11 protein-coding genes are annotated in these 14,416 nt (G+C 70.6%); 5 read left to right on the top strand and 6 right to left on the bottom strand.

Going from position 1 to position 14,416, the window contains the following annotated elements:
• Positions 1-345 precede the first annotated feature (345 nt).
• Both IE97_RS0101400 and IE97_RS0101395 read right to left on the bottom strand, forming a co-directional pair.
• Positions 346-2,388 (bottom strand): CocE/NonD family hydrolase, encoded by a 2,043-nt coding sequence (locus tag IE97_RS0101400; protein WP_030147308.1) that lies wholly within the window; start codon positions 2,386-2,388, stop codon positions 346-348.
• Positions 2,389-2,437: 49 nt separating this feature from the next.
• A complete protein-coding gene (locus IE97_RS0101395; RefSeq protein WP_030147307.1) occupies positions 2,438-3,733 on the bottom strand; it encodes an ATP-grasp domain-containing protein in 1,296 nt (431 codons plus the stop codon).
• A gap of 210 nt (positions 3,734-3,943) precedes the next feature.
• Between IE97_RS0101395 and IE97_RS0101390 the strand changes: the two genes are divergently transcribed.
• Positions 3,944-4,849 (top strand): SDR family oxidoreductase, encoded by a 906-nt coding sequence (locus tag IE97_RS0101390; RefSeq protein ID WP_030147306.1) that lies wholly within the window; start codon positions 3,944-3,946, stop codon positions 4,847-4,849.
• A gap of 6 nt (positions 4,850-4,855) precedes the next feature.
• Here the strand turns inward: IE97_RS0101390 and IE97_RS0101385 are convergent, their stop codons facing one another.
• A complete protein-coding gene (locus IE97_RS0101385; RefSeq protein WP_030147305.1) occupies positions 4,856-7,279 on the bottom strand; it encodes a SpoIIE family protein phosphatase in 2,424 nt (807 codons plus the stop codon).
• 128 nt (positions 7,280-7,407) lie between these two features.
• Complete coding sequence (locus IE97_RS0101380; RefSeq protein ID WP_030147304.1) at positions 7,408-8,025, bottom strand: LysE family translocator; 618 nt, start codon at positions 8,023-8,025, stop codon at positions 7,408-7,410.
• A 111-nt stretch (positions 8,026-8,136) separates the two neighbouring features.
• Between IE97_RS0101380 and IE97_RS0101375 the strand changes: the two genes are divergently transcribed.
• A complete protein-coding gene (locus tag IE97_RS0101375) occupies positions 8,137-8,589 on the top strand; it encodes an Lrp/AsnC family transcriptional regulator (RefSeq protein ID WP_030147303.1) in 453 nt (150 codons plus the stop codon).
• 17 nt (positions 8,590-8,606) lie between these two features.
• On the opposite strand, the gene IE97_RS0101370 is transcribed toward IE97_RS0101375, so the two are convergent.
• Positions 8,607-9,545, bottom strand: coding sequence for a phosphotransferase (locus tag IE97_RS0101370; RefSeq protein WP_234310398.1), 939 nt, complete (start codon positions 9,543-9,545; stop codon positions 8,607-8,609).
• Positions 9,546-9,738: 193 nt separating this feature from the next.
• On the opposite strand from IE97_RS0101370, the gene IE97_RS0101365 reads away from it, so the two are divergent.
• From IE97_RS0101365 to IE97_RS0101355, 3 genes are all read left to right on the top strand, one after another.
• Complete coding sequence (locus IE97_RS0101365) at positions 9,739-10,575, top strand: alpha/beta fold hydrolase (RefSeq protein ID WP_030147301.1); 837 nt, start codon at positions 9,739-9,741, stop codon at positions 10,573-10,575.
• A 111-nt stretch (positions 10,576-10,686) separates the two neighbouring features.
• Positions 10,687-11,697: a helix-turn-helix domain-containing protein gene (locus tag IE97_RS0101360; RefSeq protein WP_051704798.1), complete on the top strand. Its 1,011-nt coding sequence runs from the start codon at positions 10,687-10,689 to the stop codon at positions 11,695-11,697.
• A gap of 31 nt (positions 11,698-11,728) precedes the next feature.
• Positions 11,729-12,388, top strand: coding sequence for a DUF5701 family protein (locus tag IE97_RS0101355; RefSeq protein WP_030147299.1), 660 nt, complete (start codon positions 11,729-11,731; stop codon positions 12,386-12,388).
• A gap of 458 nt (positions 12,389-12,846) precedes the next feature.
• Here IE97_RS0101355 and proP read toward each other — a convergent pair whose 3' ends face one another.
• Positions 12,847-14,343: a glycine betaine/L-proline transporter ProP gene (gene proP, locus IE97_RS0101345; protein ID WP_030147298.1), complete on the bottom strand. Its 1,497-nt coding sequence runs from the start codon at positions 14,341-14,343 to the stop codon at positions 12,847-12,849.
• Between the last annotated feature and the right edge of the window lie 73 nt (positions 14,344-14,416).

The raw sequence follows: 14,416 nt of genomic DNA, 5'->3' as shown, positions 1-14,416 counted from the left end.
CTGCTTCGGTTGGTACACGGAATAGTGGTGCGGTTGCACCGACTTGACGGTCGTCTCAGTCCTGCCCATGGAATCCGGTGGCGTCTCGCCGAATCCTTTCTCCACAGGGGCGCACGGATGCACGGAGGGGCGTCGAGTGGATCGCGAATTCCTCATGCCCCCGGTTTCCTCTTGTTTTTCCGTGCACAGAGCGATCCGAGTTCCGTATGCGCCCCGGGTGTCACCGCAGTCGTGCGCCGTGCCTGACATGAACACGGAGAAGGGCCGCGTCGCCGCCGGGGCCCGGTGGTGCCCCCGGCGGCGACGCGGCCCCCGGCGAACCGCGACAGCTCGCCTGCACGCGTCCTACAGCAGGTCGCGGGGCACCTTCTCGTTCCAGGTGCGGGAGAACACCCGGCGGCCCGCCTCGTACGCGTCGAGGGTCGCGTCCACGAAGAAGTCCGTCTCGTCGCAGCTCAGCCGGGTGTCCGTCACCACCCGTACGTCCCAGTCGTCCCGCTGGAACGTCATGGTCCAGGTGGACTCGCCGCTCGCCGAGGTGAAGTCGTCGGCGACCGCCGTGTAGCGCTCCTCGGCGCGGAGCCCGGCCTCGACGCCGATGTCCTCGAAGCGGACCCTGCCCCGGTCCTTCACGATGTCCAGTTCCGACCGGTAGCCCACCAGGTCCCGCTTGACCTCCCAGCGCGCCTCGGGGGGCGTCACCTGGCTCGTGGCGAGCGGGGGAGTGCCCTCGGGTTCGCCGAAGGGGGACGACGGCACCTCGTCGGGTTCGTCGACCGGCCGCACCGGCAGGGTGAGCGTGCTGGAGTGCTCGTGGACGCTCAGCAGGGCGGGCTTCGGCGGGGGCCAGGCCAGCGGCCAGTAGGACGTGGAGAGGGAGAGCCGGATGCGATGGCCGGGCGGGAACGCCTGCGCCAGCCCGTTCAGCGGGATGGTGGCCCGGTAGCGACGGCCCGGCTCCAGCGGCTCGGGGGACTCCGTGCTGTCGCGGCGGGTGAGGTTGAGAATGCCGTAGGAGACGCGGGTCGCGGCGCCGTCGGGGGCCACGTCGGACAGCCGCGCGGCCACCATGGCGACCGGTTCGCTGACCGACAGGTCGAGTTCCACGGTCGGGGAGCCGAGGATCTCCACCTGCTCGGTCAGGGGCTCGGTGTCGAAGACCAGGGAACCGCCGTCCTCCTCGCGCTGGTCGTACGGCAGGTCCGGGGGCGCGTTGTAGGACGCCCACTTGCCCGCGAACTGGCCGACGGAGAGCGGGGACTGCACGGTCAGCGCGGCACCGCCGGGTGTCTCCCGCTCGCCCGGCGTCTCCCGCGGAGGCTCGATGGTGTGCCGGGTGAGCGGGTGCACGACCTGCCGGATGTGCGGGGAGGGCCAGTCCGGCTCGCCGACCCAGCGTCCCGGCCGCTCCTCGTACGCGGTGGAGGGCGGGACGCTGTCCTGCATCCACGTGCGCAGCATGGGGCCGTCCATGACGCCGTTGTCGACGCCCTTGAGCCAGTGGTCCCACCACCGCACGAGCTCCTGGAGGTAGCCGATGGCCGGGCCGGGCTCCCCGAGGTGCGGGAACTTGTGCGACCACGGGCCGATCAAGCCCTTGCGCGGCACGTCCAGGTTGCCGAGCAGCCGGGTGACGGCGTTGGAGTAGCCGTCCGCCCAGCCGCTGGAGGCCAGGACCGGGCAGCTCACACTCGCGTAGTCCTCGCACACCGAGGCGTGCCGCCAGTAGTCGTCGCGGCGCTGGTGGCGCAGCCAGTCCAGCACCCATGGTTCCGTGTTCTCCAGCCGCTCGTGCCACATCTCGCGCCAGCGGTCGCCGACCACGGCCGGGTCGGGCGGGCAGGTGGCGTAGGCGAACATGGTGCCCGCCTCGGCCAGGTTGTCCGACAGCAGGGCGCCGCCCATGTAGTGCATGTCGTCGGCGTGCCGGTCGTCGGTGAAGGACGCGATGGCGATGGCCTTCAGGCTCGGCGGCCGCCGGGCCGCCACCTGGAGCGCCGCGAACGCCCCCCAGGAGATGCCCATCATGCCGGTGCCACCGTCGCACCAGGGCTGTTCGGCCAGCCAGGCCAGCACCTCCTCGGCGTCGGCCTGCTCCCGTTCCAGGTACTCGTCCCGCAGCACACCCTCCGAGTCGCCGGTGCCGCGCAGGTCGACACGGACGCAGGCGTAGCCGTGCCCCGCGAGGTACGGGTGGTGGATCGAGTCGCGTACGGCCGTCAGGTCGCGCTTGCGGTACGGGATGTACTCCAGCACCGCGGGCACCGGCTCCTGGTCCGAGGAGGTCGGCCGCCAGATGTGCGCGGAGAGCCGGACCCCGTCGGACATCGGGATCGTGACGTGCTCTTCTTCCTTCGTCTCGTACGGCAGGTTGGTCACGTAACGCATGGAACCCACGTGCTCCTTACTCTCGTGGGGCCTTCACTGCGGCGGGCTGTCACTCCGGCGGGGCATCGTCGAAGGCGAGACCCAGGGCGGCCACACAGTGGTCGAACTTCTCCCGCAGCTCCTCCTCGTCGGCCCCGCCGGTGTAGATGTGCGCCAGCTCGTAGCTGTAGCTGTCCTGGCCGGGAAGCTCCGAGAGCCTGTCGCCCTCCTCGGGGACCACTTCGATACGCACCCCGGGTGTCTCCCGCTCGATGCGGGCGATCTCCTCCGGCCCCGGAACCCGGCGCACCACGCCGTCCGTGAACCAGCGGTGGTACCACTTCGCCGCCATCGCGTACGGACCCTCGCGGTGCGGCATGCGCGGGTCGTCGCCGAGGGCGAGGCTGAGCATGCAGTGGTGGTTCGGGACACCGTCGACGTACTGGAACAGCTCCGCGTGCGACTGGGAGTGCCGGGGGTTGATCTCCAGCAGGTTGATCTCCTGCGTCCGCGGGTCGTAGAAGTACTCGATGCTGAAGGTGGCCGAGTCCATGCCGATCTGCCGCATCACGCGCTCGCTGACGTCGTGCAGCTGGGCGATGACGGCGGGCGGCAGCGTCGAGGGGTACTGATGGCGCAGGAAACAGGGGGAGTCCGGGTACTGGATGGAGTCCAGGACTCCGTAGACCGTCACCTCGCCCTGGTGGACGTAGCCCTCCACGGCGACCTGGACCCCGGACATCGCCTCCTCCGCCAGACAGACCCGGCCGCCCACGCCGTCCATCTCCGGCGGCAGGTCGATGCGTTCGAGGATGTGCTCGAAGGGGCGCCCGATGCGGGAGATACCGTCGCGGATCTCCGTGACGGCCTTGCGGAACTCCTCCTCGTCATCGACTCCGAAGGCGAGTTCGGACGAGTAGGAGAGTGCGGGCTTGACCCACATCGGGAAGGTCACGCCCTCGGGAGGGCGGGGCGGCTCGGCCGACAGGTCGACCCGGCCGAAGGCCGGGTGCCGGTCGGTGGCCTTCTGCTGCTCCAGCCGGCTCCAGTACTTGTGCTCGCACTTGACCACCGACTCCAGACTGGTGCTGCGGGTGCCGTACCGCTCGCTCAGCATCGGGACCAGGGTGCTGACCGGGAAGTCCCAGTAGCCGACGATCGCGTCGATGCTGCCGTCGAACGCGTCCAGCACGCTCCGGGCCTTGTCGAACAGCGTGGGCAGATGCACCTCGCCCAGCTGGAGTTCCTCGACGGTCAGCAGCTGGTGGAAACGCAGCCGGTCTGCCCCGGGCACCTGCCGCAGGGTCGGCAGGTTGGCCTCGTCGAGACCGATCACGAAAACGTTCTTCACCGTCTCGTCAGACACGGCTCTCCTTCCGACTACAGCCGGCTCGAAGGCCGGGATTGCAAGATCGTTGAGTACCCCTCGTGCCTGCCGGCATGCGCGGCCCGGCCCCTCGCCCCTTGTGGGAGACGAGGGACATGCCTGCCGCTGTCGTGGGAACGCGGAGCGGCGTGAGAACGGCGGGTCCGTGCGAGCGGCCTCGCCGTGGACGACCCCGGCGAAGGGAAGGCTGTGCAGCCCGAGCAGGAAAAGTCCGCACCACAGGTCGTGTCCGAACCGGACCCGCCCTACGACTCGGACAAGCAGCGGCGACCCGGCCTCGAGGCCGAGATGCGCACCAAGCCGCATTACCGGGGGAGCCGCTACCGGGCCAGCGGGAAGCTGGAGGGGAAGACGGCGCTGATCACCGGAGGCGACTCCGGAATCGGACGGGCCGTGGCGCTGCTCTACGCGCGGGAAGGCGCCGACGTCGCCATCGTGTACCTGCCCGAGGAGCAGGTGGACGCCGAGCGGGTGCGCGGCGAGGTGGAGGAGCAGGGCCGGCGCTGCCTGCTGCTGCCCGGCGACCTCACCGACCCGGCGTTCTGCCGCGAGGCCGTCGATCGGACGGCGGCGGAACTCGGCGGGCTGAACATCCTGGTGAGCAACGCCGCGTACCTCAACAGCAAGCTGGAACTCGAGCAGTTGACCGCGGAGGACTTCGACCTCACGTTCAAGACGAACGTCTACGCGTACTTCCACCTGCTCATGGCGGCTCTGCCCCACCTGGGGCCCGGCGACGCCGTCATCGCCACCGCGACCGAGGAGGCCCTCAAGGGCAGCACGACGATGATCGACTACGCGGCGTCCAAGGCCGCGCTGATCACCCTGACCAAGTCGGTCGCCGTGCACCTGGCCAAGCGGGGCGTCCGCGCCAACGTGGTCGCACCCGGCCCGACCTGGACGCCCCTCAACGAGGCGGACCAGCACATGCCGCCGGACGGGCTCGCCCAGATCGGCAGCGAGGCCCCGCTGGAGCGCGCCGCCCAGCCGGAGGAGATCGCGCCGACCTACGTCTACCTCGCCTCCGACGCCGACTCCAGCTACACGGTGGGCGAGGTCATCGCCGTGACGGGCGGCATCGTCGACACGCGGTAGCCCGGCTCAGCCGGACGTCTCGCCGGGCAGCGGCTGTTCCGCCCATATGGTCTTGCCCGTGGGCGTCTGGCGGCTGCCCCACCGTTCCGAGAGCTGGGCGACGAGCAGCAGTCCGCGTCCGCCCTCGTCGAAGACGCGGGCCCGGCGCAGGTGCGGTGCGGTACTGCTGCCGTCGGACACCTCGCAGATGAGGGCCGAGTCGCGGATCAGCCGCAGCTCGATCGGGGCGCCGCCGTGCCGCAGCGCGTTGGTGACCAGTTCGCTGACGATGAGTTCCGTGGTGAACGCCGCCTCCGTCAGACCCCAGGCGGCCAGTTGTTCGCCCGCCATCTTGCGGGCCCCGGCCACGGCCGCCGGATCCGGGGGCAGCTGCCAGGTGCGCACGTGCCCGGCGTCGAGCGCGGCGGTGCGGGCCAGCATCAGCACGATGTCGTCGGCGGGGCGGTCGGCCAGCACTGTTCGCAGCACCCGGTCACAGGTGTCCTCCAGCGCGTCGCCCGGGCTGCTCAGGGCCTGCCGCAGCAGACCGATGCCGACCTCGACGTCGTGGTCGGCGGCCTCGATCAGCCCGTCGGTGTAGAGGGCGAGCAGGCTGTTCTCCTCGAGCTCCACCTCGGCGGCCTCGAACGGCAGACCGCCCAGGCCCAACGGCGGCCCCGCCGGCAGATCCACGAACCGGACGTCGCCGCCGGGCGTGACCAGGGCGGGCGGCGGGTGTCCGGCGCGGGCCATGCTGCAGCGCCGGGACACCGGGTCGTACACGGCGTACAGACAGGTGGCACCGACCTGCCCCGACGCCTCCGCCGCCCGCTCGCGCACCTCCGGGCCCTCTTCCCGGTCGAGCCGGATGACGAGGTCGTCGAGCTGGGTGAGCAGCTCGTCGGGGGCGAGATCGACATCCGCGAGCGTCCGTACGGCGGTCCGCAGCCGGCCCATCGTGGCCGTCGCGTGGATGCCGTGCCCCACCACGTCGCCCACGACCAGCGCGACCCGGCAGCCGGACAGCGGGATCACGTCGAACCAGTCGCCTCCGATGTCCGCTCCCGAGCCCGTCGGCAGGTAACGGTAGGCGACGTCCACCGCCGCGAGGTCCGGCGGCCGTTCGGGAAGGAGACTCCGCTGGAGCGCCAGCGCCGCGCGGAGTTCACGGGTGTAGCGGCGGGCGTTGTCCACGCTCACCGCCGCCCTGGCGACGATCTCCTCCGCGAGCAGCAGGTCGTCCTCGCTGAAGGGCTCCGGCGTCCGGTGCCGCAGGAAGTGCACCAGGCCCAGGGTCACTCCGCGGGCGCGCAGCGGCACCATCATCACCGAATGGATCTTGTGCCGGGCCACGGACTCGGCGCGCCCCGGCGAGGACCTGATCCACTCCCGCAGCCCCGGGTCCCCCGGCCGGTGCCCGGCACCCCGGCCGGCGGCCAGCGTCCGGGACGGCAGCGTGTCCACGGGGTAGAGCATCGTGTCGCCCGTGGCGACCACCGACTCCGGGCAGCCCTCCAGCACGGACCGCTGCGCCGTACGGCGCACGGTGATCGGCGCGTCCAGCGGCAGCGGTTCCGGCTCGTCGCCCAGGGCGACGGACTCCAGCAGGTCCACGGTGACGAAGTCCGCGAACCCGCTCACGGCCACCTCGGCCAGCTCGTCGGCCGTCCGGGTCACATCCAGTGTGCTTCCGATGCTGAGGCTGGCGTCGTTGAGTACCGCGAGCCGACGGCGGGCCCAGTGCTGCTCCGTGGTGTCGAAGACGGTCGCGGACATCCCCTGGACCGCACCGGTCTCGTCCTTCAGCGGCGACAGGAACATCGACCAGGCGTGCGTCCGGGTCACGCCCGGGGTCTTGCCGTGCTCCTCGTGGAAGATCATCTCACCGGTGCGCAGGACCTCCCGCTGGAGGCGGTCGTACTCGTCGAAGGGCGGACTGGGCTCGATCTCCCACAGCGTCAGGCCCTTCATCTCCTCCTCGGACCTGCCCATCACCTGGGTCATGATCTCGTTGGCGGCCACGAGCCGGGCCTCCCGGTCGTAGACCGCCACCGGCACGGGGAGCCGCGCCAGGGTGAGGTCCCACAGGGACAGGGCCCGGTGCTCGGCCCGCCCGGTCGTGGGCGCCGGTGTCGTGCCGGTCACGAGCCAGAGCCGCCCGCCGTCCGCGTCGAGCAGCGGCGTGCCCTGCAGCCGGACCACGACTCGGTCGCCGTCCCGGTGCCGCAGCGCCACCTCACCGGCCCACCGGCGCCCGCCGGCCACATTGCGTCGCGTGGACTCGGGAAGGCCGGTCGCCAGCAGGCTCATGGCGCGCCGGCCCACGATGTCGGAGGGTTCGTGTCCGAGCAGCAGACGAGCGCCGTCGCTGCACGCCGTGACCGCCCCACGGGCGTCGACGACGACCGCCAGATCCTCCGGTGCGCGTCCCTCCACGGTGCCTCCGGACATGCCGCACCTCTACGGCTTCCCCGGCCATCATGTCAGGGAAGGGCGCCGGATACCTGCGGGGCTTCGTCCTGCGGCGCGATGTGGCTCGCCGGTTGCCTGGGCGGCTGCTCTTTCCGCGGACGCTCCCCTCACGCGATCAGCTGTTCCACCAGCAGAAAGGCACCGATGCCGATCATCAGCGCACCGGAGGCGCGGGTGACCGCCCGGGCCGCGGCGGGCCTGGTCCTCAGAACGGTGCGGGCCAGAACGCCGATGGCGAGGTAGACCACGGCGCAGGCGGTCATGTGCAGTGCGCCGAGCAGTCCGGTCTGTGTGGCGACCGGCCAGTCGCCCGAGGCGTCGATGAACTGCGGGAACAGCGAGAAGTACAGCAGCAGCGCCTTCGGGTTGAGCCCGCTGGTCCCGGCTCCCCTGAGCATGACCCGCAACCGTGAGGAGCCCATCTCCCGCGCGGACGCCGTCAGGGTGGCCGGCTGCCTCAGTACGCCCCAGCCGAGCCACACCAGGTAGCCGGCCCCGGCCACGGTCAGGGCGGTGAGCAGGGTCGCCGAGCTCGCCACGATCACCACCAGGCCCCCGACCGCGAGCAGGGTGTAACCCGCGTACCCGGCTACCAGCCCGGCGACCGCCGGGACGACCGACCGGTCCCTGAGCCCCGCCGTGATGGCGTACGCCCAGTCCGCGCCGGGGGTGAACACCAGCAGCAGATCCACCGCCAGAAACGCGGCCAGGGTCGTCGTGTCCATGGGTCGTTCCCTCTCACATGCCATGTTGCGAGAGGAAGGCTAGGCCGGATCAGCCCAAAGGTGTTCCCTTGTTTCCCTCATGATCCGGGGTTCTGGGGCAGAATCTTCTCCATGGATGCCCTGGACCGGAAAATTCTTACCGAGCTCCAGCTGGACGGCCGTCTCACGGTCACCGAGCTGGCCGCCCGCGTGAAGCTGAGCGTCTCGCCCTGCCACCGCCGACTGCGCGATCTCGAACGCGAGGGTGCCATCCGCGGGTACCGGGCGGTCGTGGACCCGGCCGCCGTGGGGCTCACCTTCGAAGCCCTCGTCTTCGTCACCCTGCGCTGGGAGGACGCCGACACGGTCTCGGCGTTCGAGGAGGCCGTGGCAGCCGTCCCGCACGTGCTCCAGGCCCAGCGTCTGTTCGGCGACCCCGACTACCTCCTGCGCGTCGCCACCACCGACCTGGCCGCCTTCCAGCAGCTCTACGACCAGCGACTCGCCCGACTGCCCGGGGTCCAGCGCCTGAACTCCACCCTCGTCATGAAGCACGTCGTCGACGACCGGCCCCTCCCCGAGTGAGCGGCGCCGCTCTCCGCTCAGCCTTCCAGGCCACCGGCGAACGGCATCGTCCGCCACTGCTCCACGGCCGGCTTCAACGCCTCGGCGAGCATCGGCAGTTGCGGCGCGAGCGCGAGGCAGGCAACGGCCCGGGACATCCCCACGGCATTGACGACGCGCAGCACACCGTCGTCCAGCCGCCGCAGGCCCCGGCGCTCCGCGGCCGAGTTGTACGCGGCCTCACAGTCCGGGCCGAGGGCCGCAAGGTCCCACTCGACCGGTCCTAGCGTGGTCAGCTCGAAGTCGGAGTACAGCTCGCCGTCCTTGGCGGAGACGATGTTGGCCGCGGGGGAGTCCCCGTGGATCGGCTGGAACTCGACTCCTGGGAAGACCTCTTCGAACCCGGCTCGTGAACTGACGACGGGTTCCAGAACCTCCCACTCGCGCCGCGCGCGATCGAGGTCGGCGGGATCGAGGAGATCGGGACGTCCTTCGAGCGCGGCAAGTCCCTCGGAGACGAACCGCGGTTCGGCCGCCGAGAGGAACGGAAGCTCTCCCGGGTACCCGCGCAGCGTGGCATGCAGCTCGGCGACCAGGCCGGCGTTGTGCGCGTAATCGGGCTCGACGCCCTTGTCCAGCTCGACGAACTGCCAGAACGTCATCGAGAAACCGTCACGCCGCACGGGCTCCCTCGGTACGAGCGGACTCGGCGGAATCACCGGGAATCCCTGGTCCGCGAGCCACCCCACCACAGCGAGTTCCTGGCGCTGCCGCGCACTCTGGAAGCCGGGGTCGGCGTACGCGGGAAGGACGGTGGGCACCCGCACCACCACGGGCGACGGAGCGAGGTGCACGATGACGGAGAACACGTCGTACAGCACCGTCGGGTCGGTCACCGTGAGCCCCAGATCCCGACCCGCGGCGACGGCCGCGGCGAGTGCGCGGGCCTTACGGCTGTCGATCTGATCAGGCGTCATGAACCCTTGCATGCCGCGATGGTGTCACGCCTGGCACAGGAGTGACACCGCTTTTGCATCTCCGGGCCCTCCGGGCCGGCCGCTGTGCGCTCTCGGTCAGGTACCGGTGCGCTGCCCGGCAATTCGCCGCGCGGGGACCCCCTAGCGTGACCCCGTCCCCTCCGCCAGCCACCCGGAAACGAGGAAACAGCGCATGCCGTACATCACCGTGGGCCAGGAGAACTCCACCGCCATCGACCTCTACTACGAGGACCACGGATCCGGGCAGCCGGTCGTCCTCATCCACGGCTTTCCGCTCGACGGCCACTCCTGGGAGCGGCAGACCGCCGCGCTGCTCGACGCCGGCCACCGGGTGATCACGTACGACCGGCGCGGTTTCGGCCAGTCCTCCCAGCCGACGACCGGCTACGACTACGACACCTTCGCCGCCGACCTGAACACCGTGCTGGAGACCCTCGACCTGCGCGACGCCGTCCTGGTCGGATTCTCGATGGGCACCGGCGAGGTCGCCCGGTACGTGTCCAGGTACGGCTCAGCCCGGATCGCCAAGGTCGCCTTCCTCGCCTCGCTGGAGCCCTGCCTGCTCAAGTCCGACGACAACCCGGAGGGGGTTGCCCCGAAGGAGTTCTTCGACGGCATCGTCGCGGCCGTCAAGGCGGACCGCTACGCGTACTACACCGACTTCTACAAGGACTTCTACAACCTCGACGAGAACCTCGGCACCCGGATCAGCGAGGAGGCCGTCCGCAACAGCTGGAACGTCGCCGCGGGTGGCGGCTTCCACGCGGCGGCCGCAGCCCCGTCGACCTGGTACACCGACTTCCGGGCCGACATCCCGGCGATCGACGTGCCGGCGCTGATCCTGCACGGCACCGGCGACCGCATCCTGCCCGTGGACGGCACCGCGCGGCAGTTCCGCAAGGCCCTGCCGGCCGCGGACTACGTGGAGATCGAGGGCGCCCCGCACGGGCTGCTGTGGACCCACGCGGAGGAGGTCAACACCGCGCTGCTCGCCTTCCTGGGCAAGTAGTCGACTCTTCCTCCGATACCTCCTGGACCGCCTGGGCCGGGGGGATGACAATCATCGAGGCCGGCAGCGGAAGCACGCTGCCGGCCTCGATGATGCCCAGGGGGGAACCAGGTGCCCGTCGTCCTTTCCACCGCGTCACTGCCGGCAGCCGACCGGGGCGAGCGCTGGCACCACGCGGTGTCGCGCACCTTCATACCGCTCGATGTGCAGCTCCACGAGGACGATCCGTCACCCGGAAGCATCGTCAGCCACCAGCTGGGCTCCTTACGGGTGGCACACGTCCAGGCGGGCCCGCAGACGGTGACGCGCAGCAGGCGGCTGACCCGGGACGGGAAGGAGTTCGTCATCCTCACCCTTCAGCACCGGGGCAGCGCGATCAAGGAGCAGGACGGAAGACAGGCCCGGATAGGGCCGGGTGACTTCTCCCTCTCCGATTCCTCCCGGCTGTTCAGGAAGCAGGTGCAGAGCAGCTTCTGCTTCACCTCGTTCCATTTCCCCCGCGAGGCCCTCGGCGTCCGGGACGAGGACCTGCGGGCAATGACCGCCACGGCGTTTTCCGGCCGGGAGGGTGGTGCCGCACTGGTGGCGACCTATTTCGCGGGCCTGGCCCGCGAGGCGGCGGGGCTCGACCCCGTCGTCGGCCGTCAGTTCGCCGCCACCGCGCTCGACCTGCTGGCGCTGCTGATCAACGAACGCCGCGGTCGCTTCGCCCCCCGGGCGCCGGAAACCGCCGCGGCCACCCTCGTGCGCGTCAAGGACCACATCCTGCGCAATCTCTCCGACCCGGACCTGTCACCACCCGTGATCGCCGCCGCGCACTTCATGTCCGTCCGCTACCTGCACAAACTCTTCCAGCTCGAGGGAGTGACGGTAGGGGAGTGGATCCGGACGCAGCGTCTGGAGCGGTGCCGGCGGGACCTGCTGCTGTCCCCGGCCCTTGGGCACGGTGTGGCGACCGTCGCCCGGCGCTGGGGTTTCGTCAGCCCCAGCCACTTCAGCCGTGCCTTCCGCGCGGCCTACGGCGTGACGCCGCGCGAGTGGCAGACGTACGGCCTGTCCGAAGCACGGCAGACGGAGGCGGCGGGGCGGGAACGTCCCGGCAGACCGGCTCGTTGCACATGAGTTCGCCCACCGCACCGACCCAGGGAGCATCGTGCCCGACGCCACGCCCGACACGTCCACCGTCCTCCCCGCACTGCCGGTCCTGAGCGCACAGGCCGAGCGGCTGATCGAGCTGGGAGTGCACGAGACCGCCGGGCTGTCCGCCGACGAGATCCGTACGTTCGCCGAAGCCCGGGCGGGCGACGACGGCGCCCTGCTCGCCGTCCACCCGGACAGAGCCCCGGCCTCCGCCCTGACACCGCTGCTCCGCCGTGACGGCAGACCGGGCTTCGTCGTCACCGACATGCCCGACGTCGACGACTTCGCCCCCTGCGGCATCGAACTGCCCGACGCTCCGCTCTACACCGTCACCGGCCTCGACCGCGGCGACCGCATGGCCAACTGGAGCCCGCAAGAGGCACTTTCCGCCCTCACCGAGGAGAGGCACACCCCCCTCCTGCTCAGCGAAGGCATCCACTGGCTACTCCAGGAGCCGGCGGTCCTGGAGCGCAACCGCTGCTTCATGACCATCGGCTCCCGCCTGCGCAAGGCCAACGGCGACCTGGACGCCCGCACTCCGGCGATCTGGATCAGCAACGGCACCGGGCGCGACGGCCGCGAGCGCCGCAACGCCCCGAAGGTCGGCTGGTGCTGGTGGAACAACCGGCACACCTGGCTCGGCTTCGCCTCCGCGACGGTACGCCGGGGCTAGGGGGTATTGCGAAAGTGCCCTCCGGGCGACGAGGCCACGGTCACCCCTTGCGGCTCTCCCGCGACACGGCCCACCCGGAAACCCGGGGGACGGGCTGGGAGGTGCCGGTGCCGGGTGACGAGGGCTTGGGCCTGGACGTCAGCGTCAGGTCCCGTATCCCTCGGTGAGCGCCCTGGCATCGTGCAGAAGCCGAACCCGGGCCTGTTCGACTTCCTTGACACGCGCCTCGACGGTGCGTCGATGGCCCTGGAGGTCTCCGGCTGAGATCAACGCGGCCATCGCCCGGCTGATGCGGTCGTCCCAGCCCCCCCCCGGCGCCAACGGGTTTCCGGACGCCGTACCCGTGAGGTGACTCGGGCAGCGGGTGCCGAGGACAACGGCGGTGCCGGCGCCGCCCGTTCGGCGAGCCGGTGGCCGCCACGCCGGCGGCCGGCCCGGCTCGGCCCTGTCCGGGCGGGTCAGAACTTGGGGCGAGGCGCCTGCGCCTCGACGAGCTGGGCCGCCTCCGCCTCCGTCTCGACCGAGGGCGGGGAGCCGGCCAGGGGCTTGTTCGCGGTCTCCCGCATGCACAGGACGGCGATGACGCCGATGACCGCGGCCCCCGTGGCGTAGTAGGCGGGCATGAGCGTCGTGTCGAAGGCGCTGATCAGAGCGGTGATCACCAGGGGAGTGGTGCCGCCGAACACCGAGGTGGCCACGTTGTAGGCGACCGACAGGGACCCGTACCGCACATGGGTGGGAAATATCGCCGGGAGCGCCGCCGACATCGTGCCGAGCATCGTCACCAGGGACAGGCCCAGCAGGAGCAGACCCAGGGCGATGAGGACGACACCGCCCTGCCGGATGAGCAGGAACGACGGCAGCGAGAGGAAGAGGAACCCGAGCATCCCCGTCATCAGCAGCGGCCTGCGCCCGAAGCGGTCCGAGAGCCGCCCGACCTGGTTGATGACGCACATCTGAAGCACCATCACGATGAGCAGGATCAGCAGCCCGTGGTTGGTGCCGTAGCCCAGCTCGTCGGACAGGTACGTCGGCATGTACGACAGCAGCATGTAGTCGGTGATGTTGTACGCCGCCACGAGCGCGAGGCATAGCAGCAGGGGCCGCCAGTGGCGGGTGAAGATCTTGCCGAGGTCCGCGGCGGCCGAGGTCTCCACGGAGTCGGCGGCCTCGCTCGCCTTCACCTGGCCGCCCTCCAGCTTCTGGAAGGCGGGCGTCTCGTCCAGCTTGAGCCGCAGGTAGAGGCCGATGAGGCCGAGCGGCGCCGCGACCAGGAACGGCACGCGCCAGCCCCACGCCAGCATCTGGTCGTCACTGAGGAGGCTCTGCAGGACGACGACGAGGCCGGAGGCCCCGACGTAACCGGCGAGCGTGCCCAGCTCCAGGAAGCTGCCGAAGTAGCCGCGGCGCTTGTCGGGCGCGTACTCCGCGATGAACGTGGACGCGCCGCCGTACTCTCCGCCGGTCGAGAAGCCCTGAACCAGCCGGAAGAAGATCAGCAGGGCCGGGGCCCAGAGTCCGATCACGGCGTGCGAGGGGACGAGGCCGATGGCGAAGGTCCCCACCGCCATCATGATCATGGTGAGGGAGAGGATCCGCTTGCGGCCGACCTTGTCGCCGAGCGGCCCGAACACCATTCCGCCCAGCGGACGCACCAGGAAGGCCACCGCGAACGTCGCGAAGGAGCTGAGCAGTTGGGCGGTGTCGTTCCCCGAGGGGAAGAAGACCTTTCCGATGGTCGAGGCCAGATAGCTGTAGATGCCGAAGTCGTACCACTCCATCGCGTTGCCGAGGGCGGCGGCCTTCGTGGCGCGCTTGACCGCCGTCTCGTCGGTCACGGTGATGTCGCTGCGGCGCAGCTTCGGATTCCGTCGTTTCTCGATCGCCCGGAAGAGCATCCGGTGTCGCCTCACGGCTTCGGGGTCCACCGACTCCTCGCTGTCGGGCGCCGCCATCTCGTCGTTCCTTTCGCCGGTCGTCTTTCCCAAGCACAACGCCTGTACAGATATGGCGCGCTCAAACGAGCCC

This window comes from Streptomyces sp. NRRL S-455, assembly GCF_000717875.1.
Taxonomy (GTDB): domain Bacteria; phylum Actinomycetota; class Actinomycetes; order Streptomycetales; family Streptomycetaceae; genus Streptomyces.
This window is presented reverse-complemented; position numbering and strand designations above follow the sequence as displayed.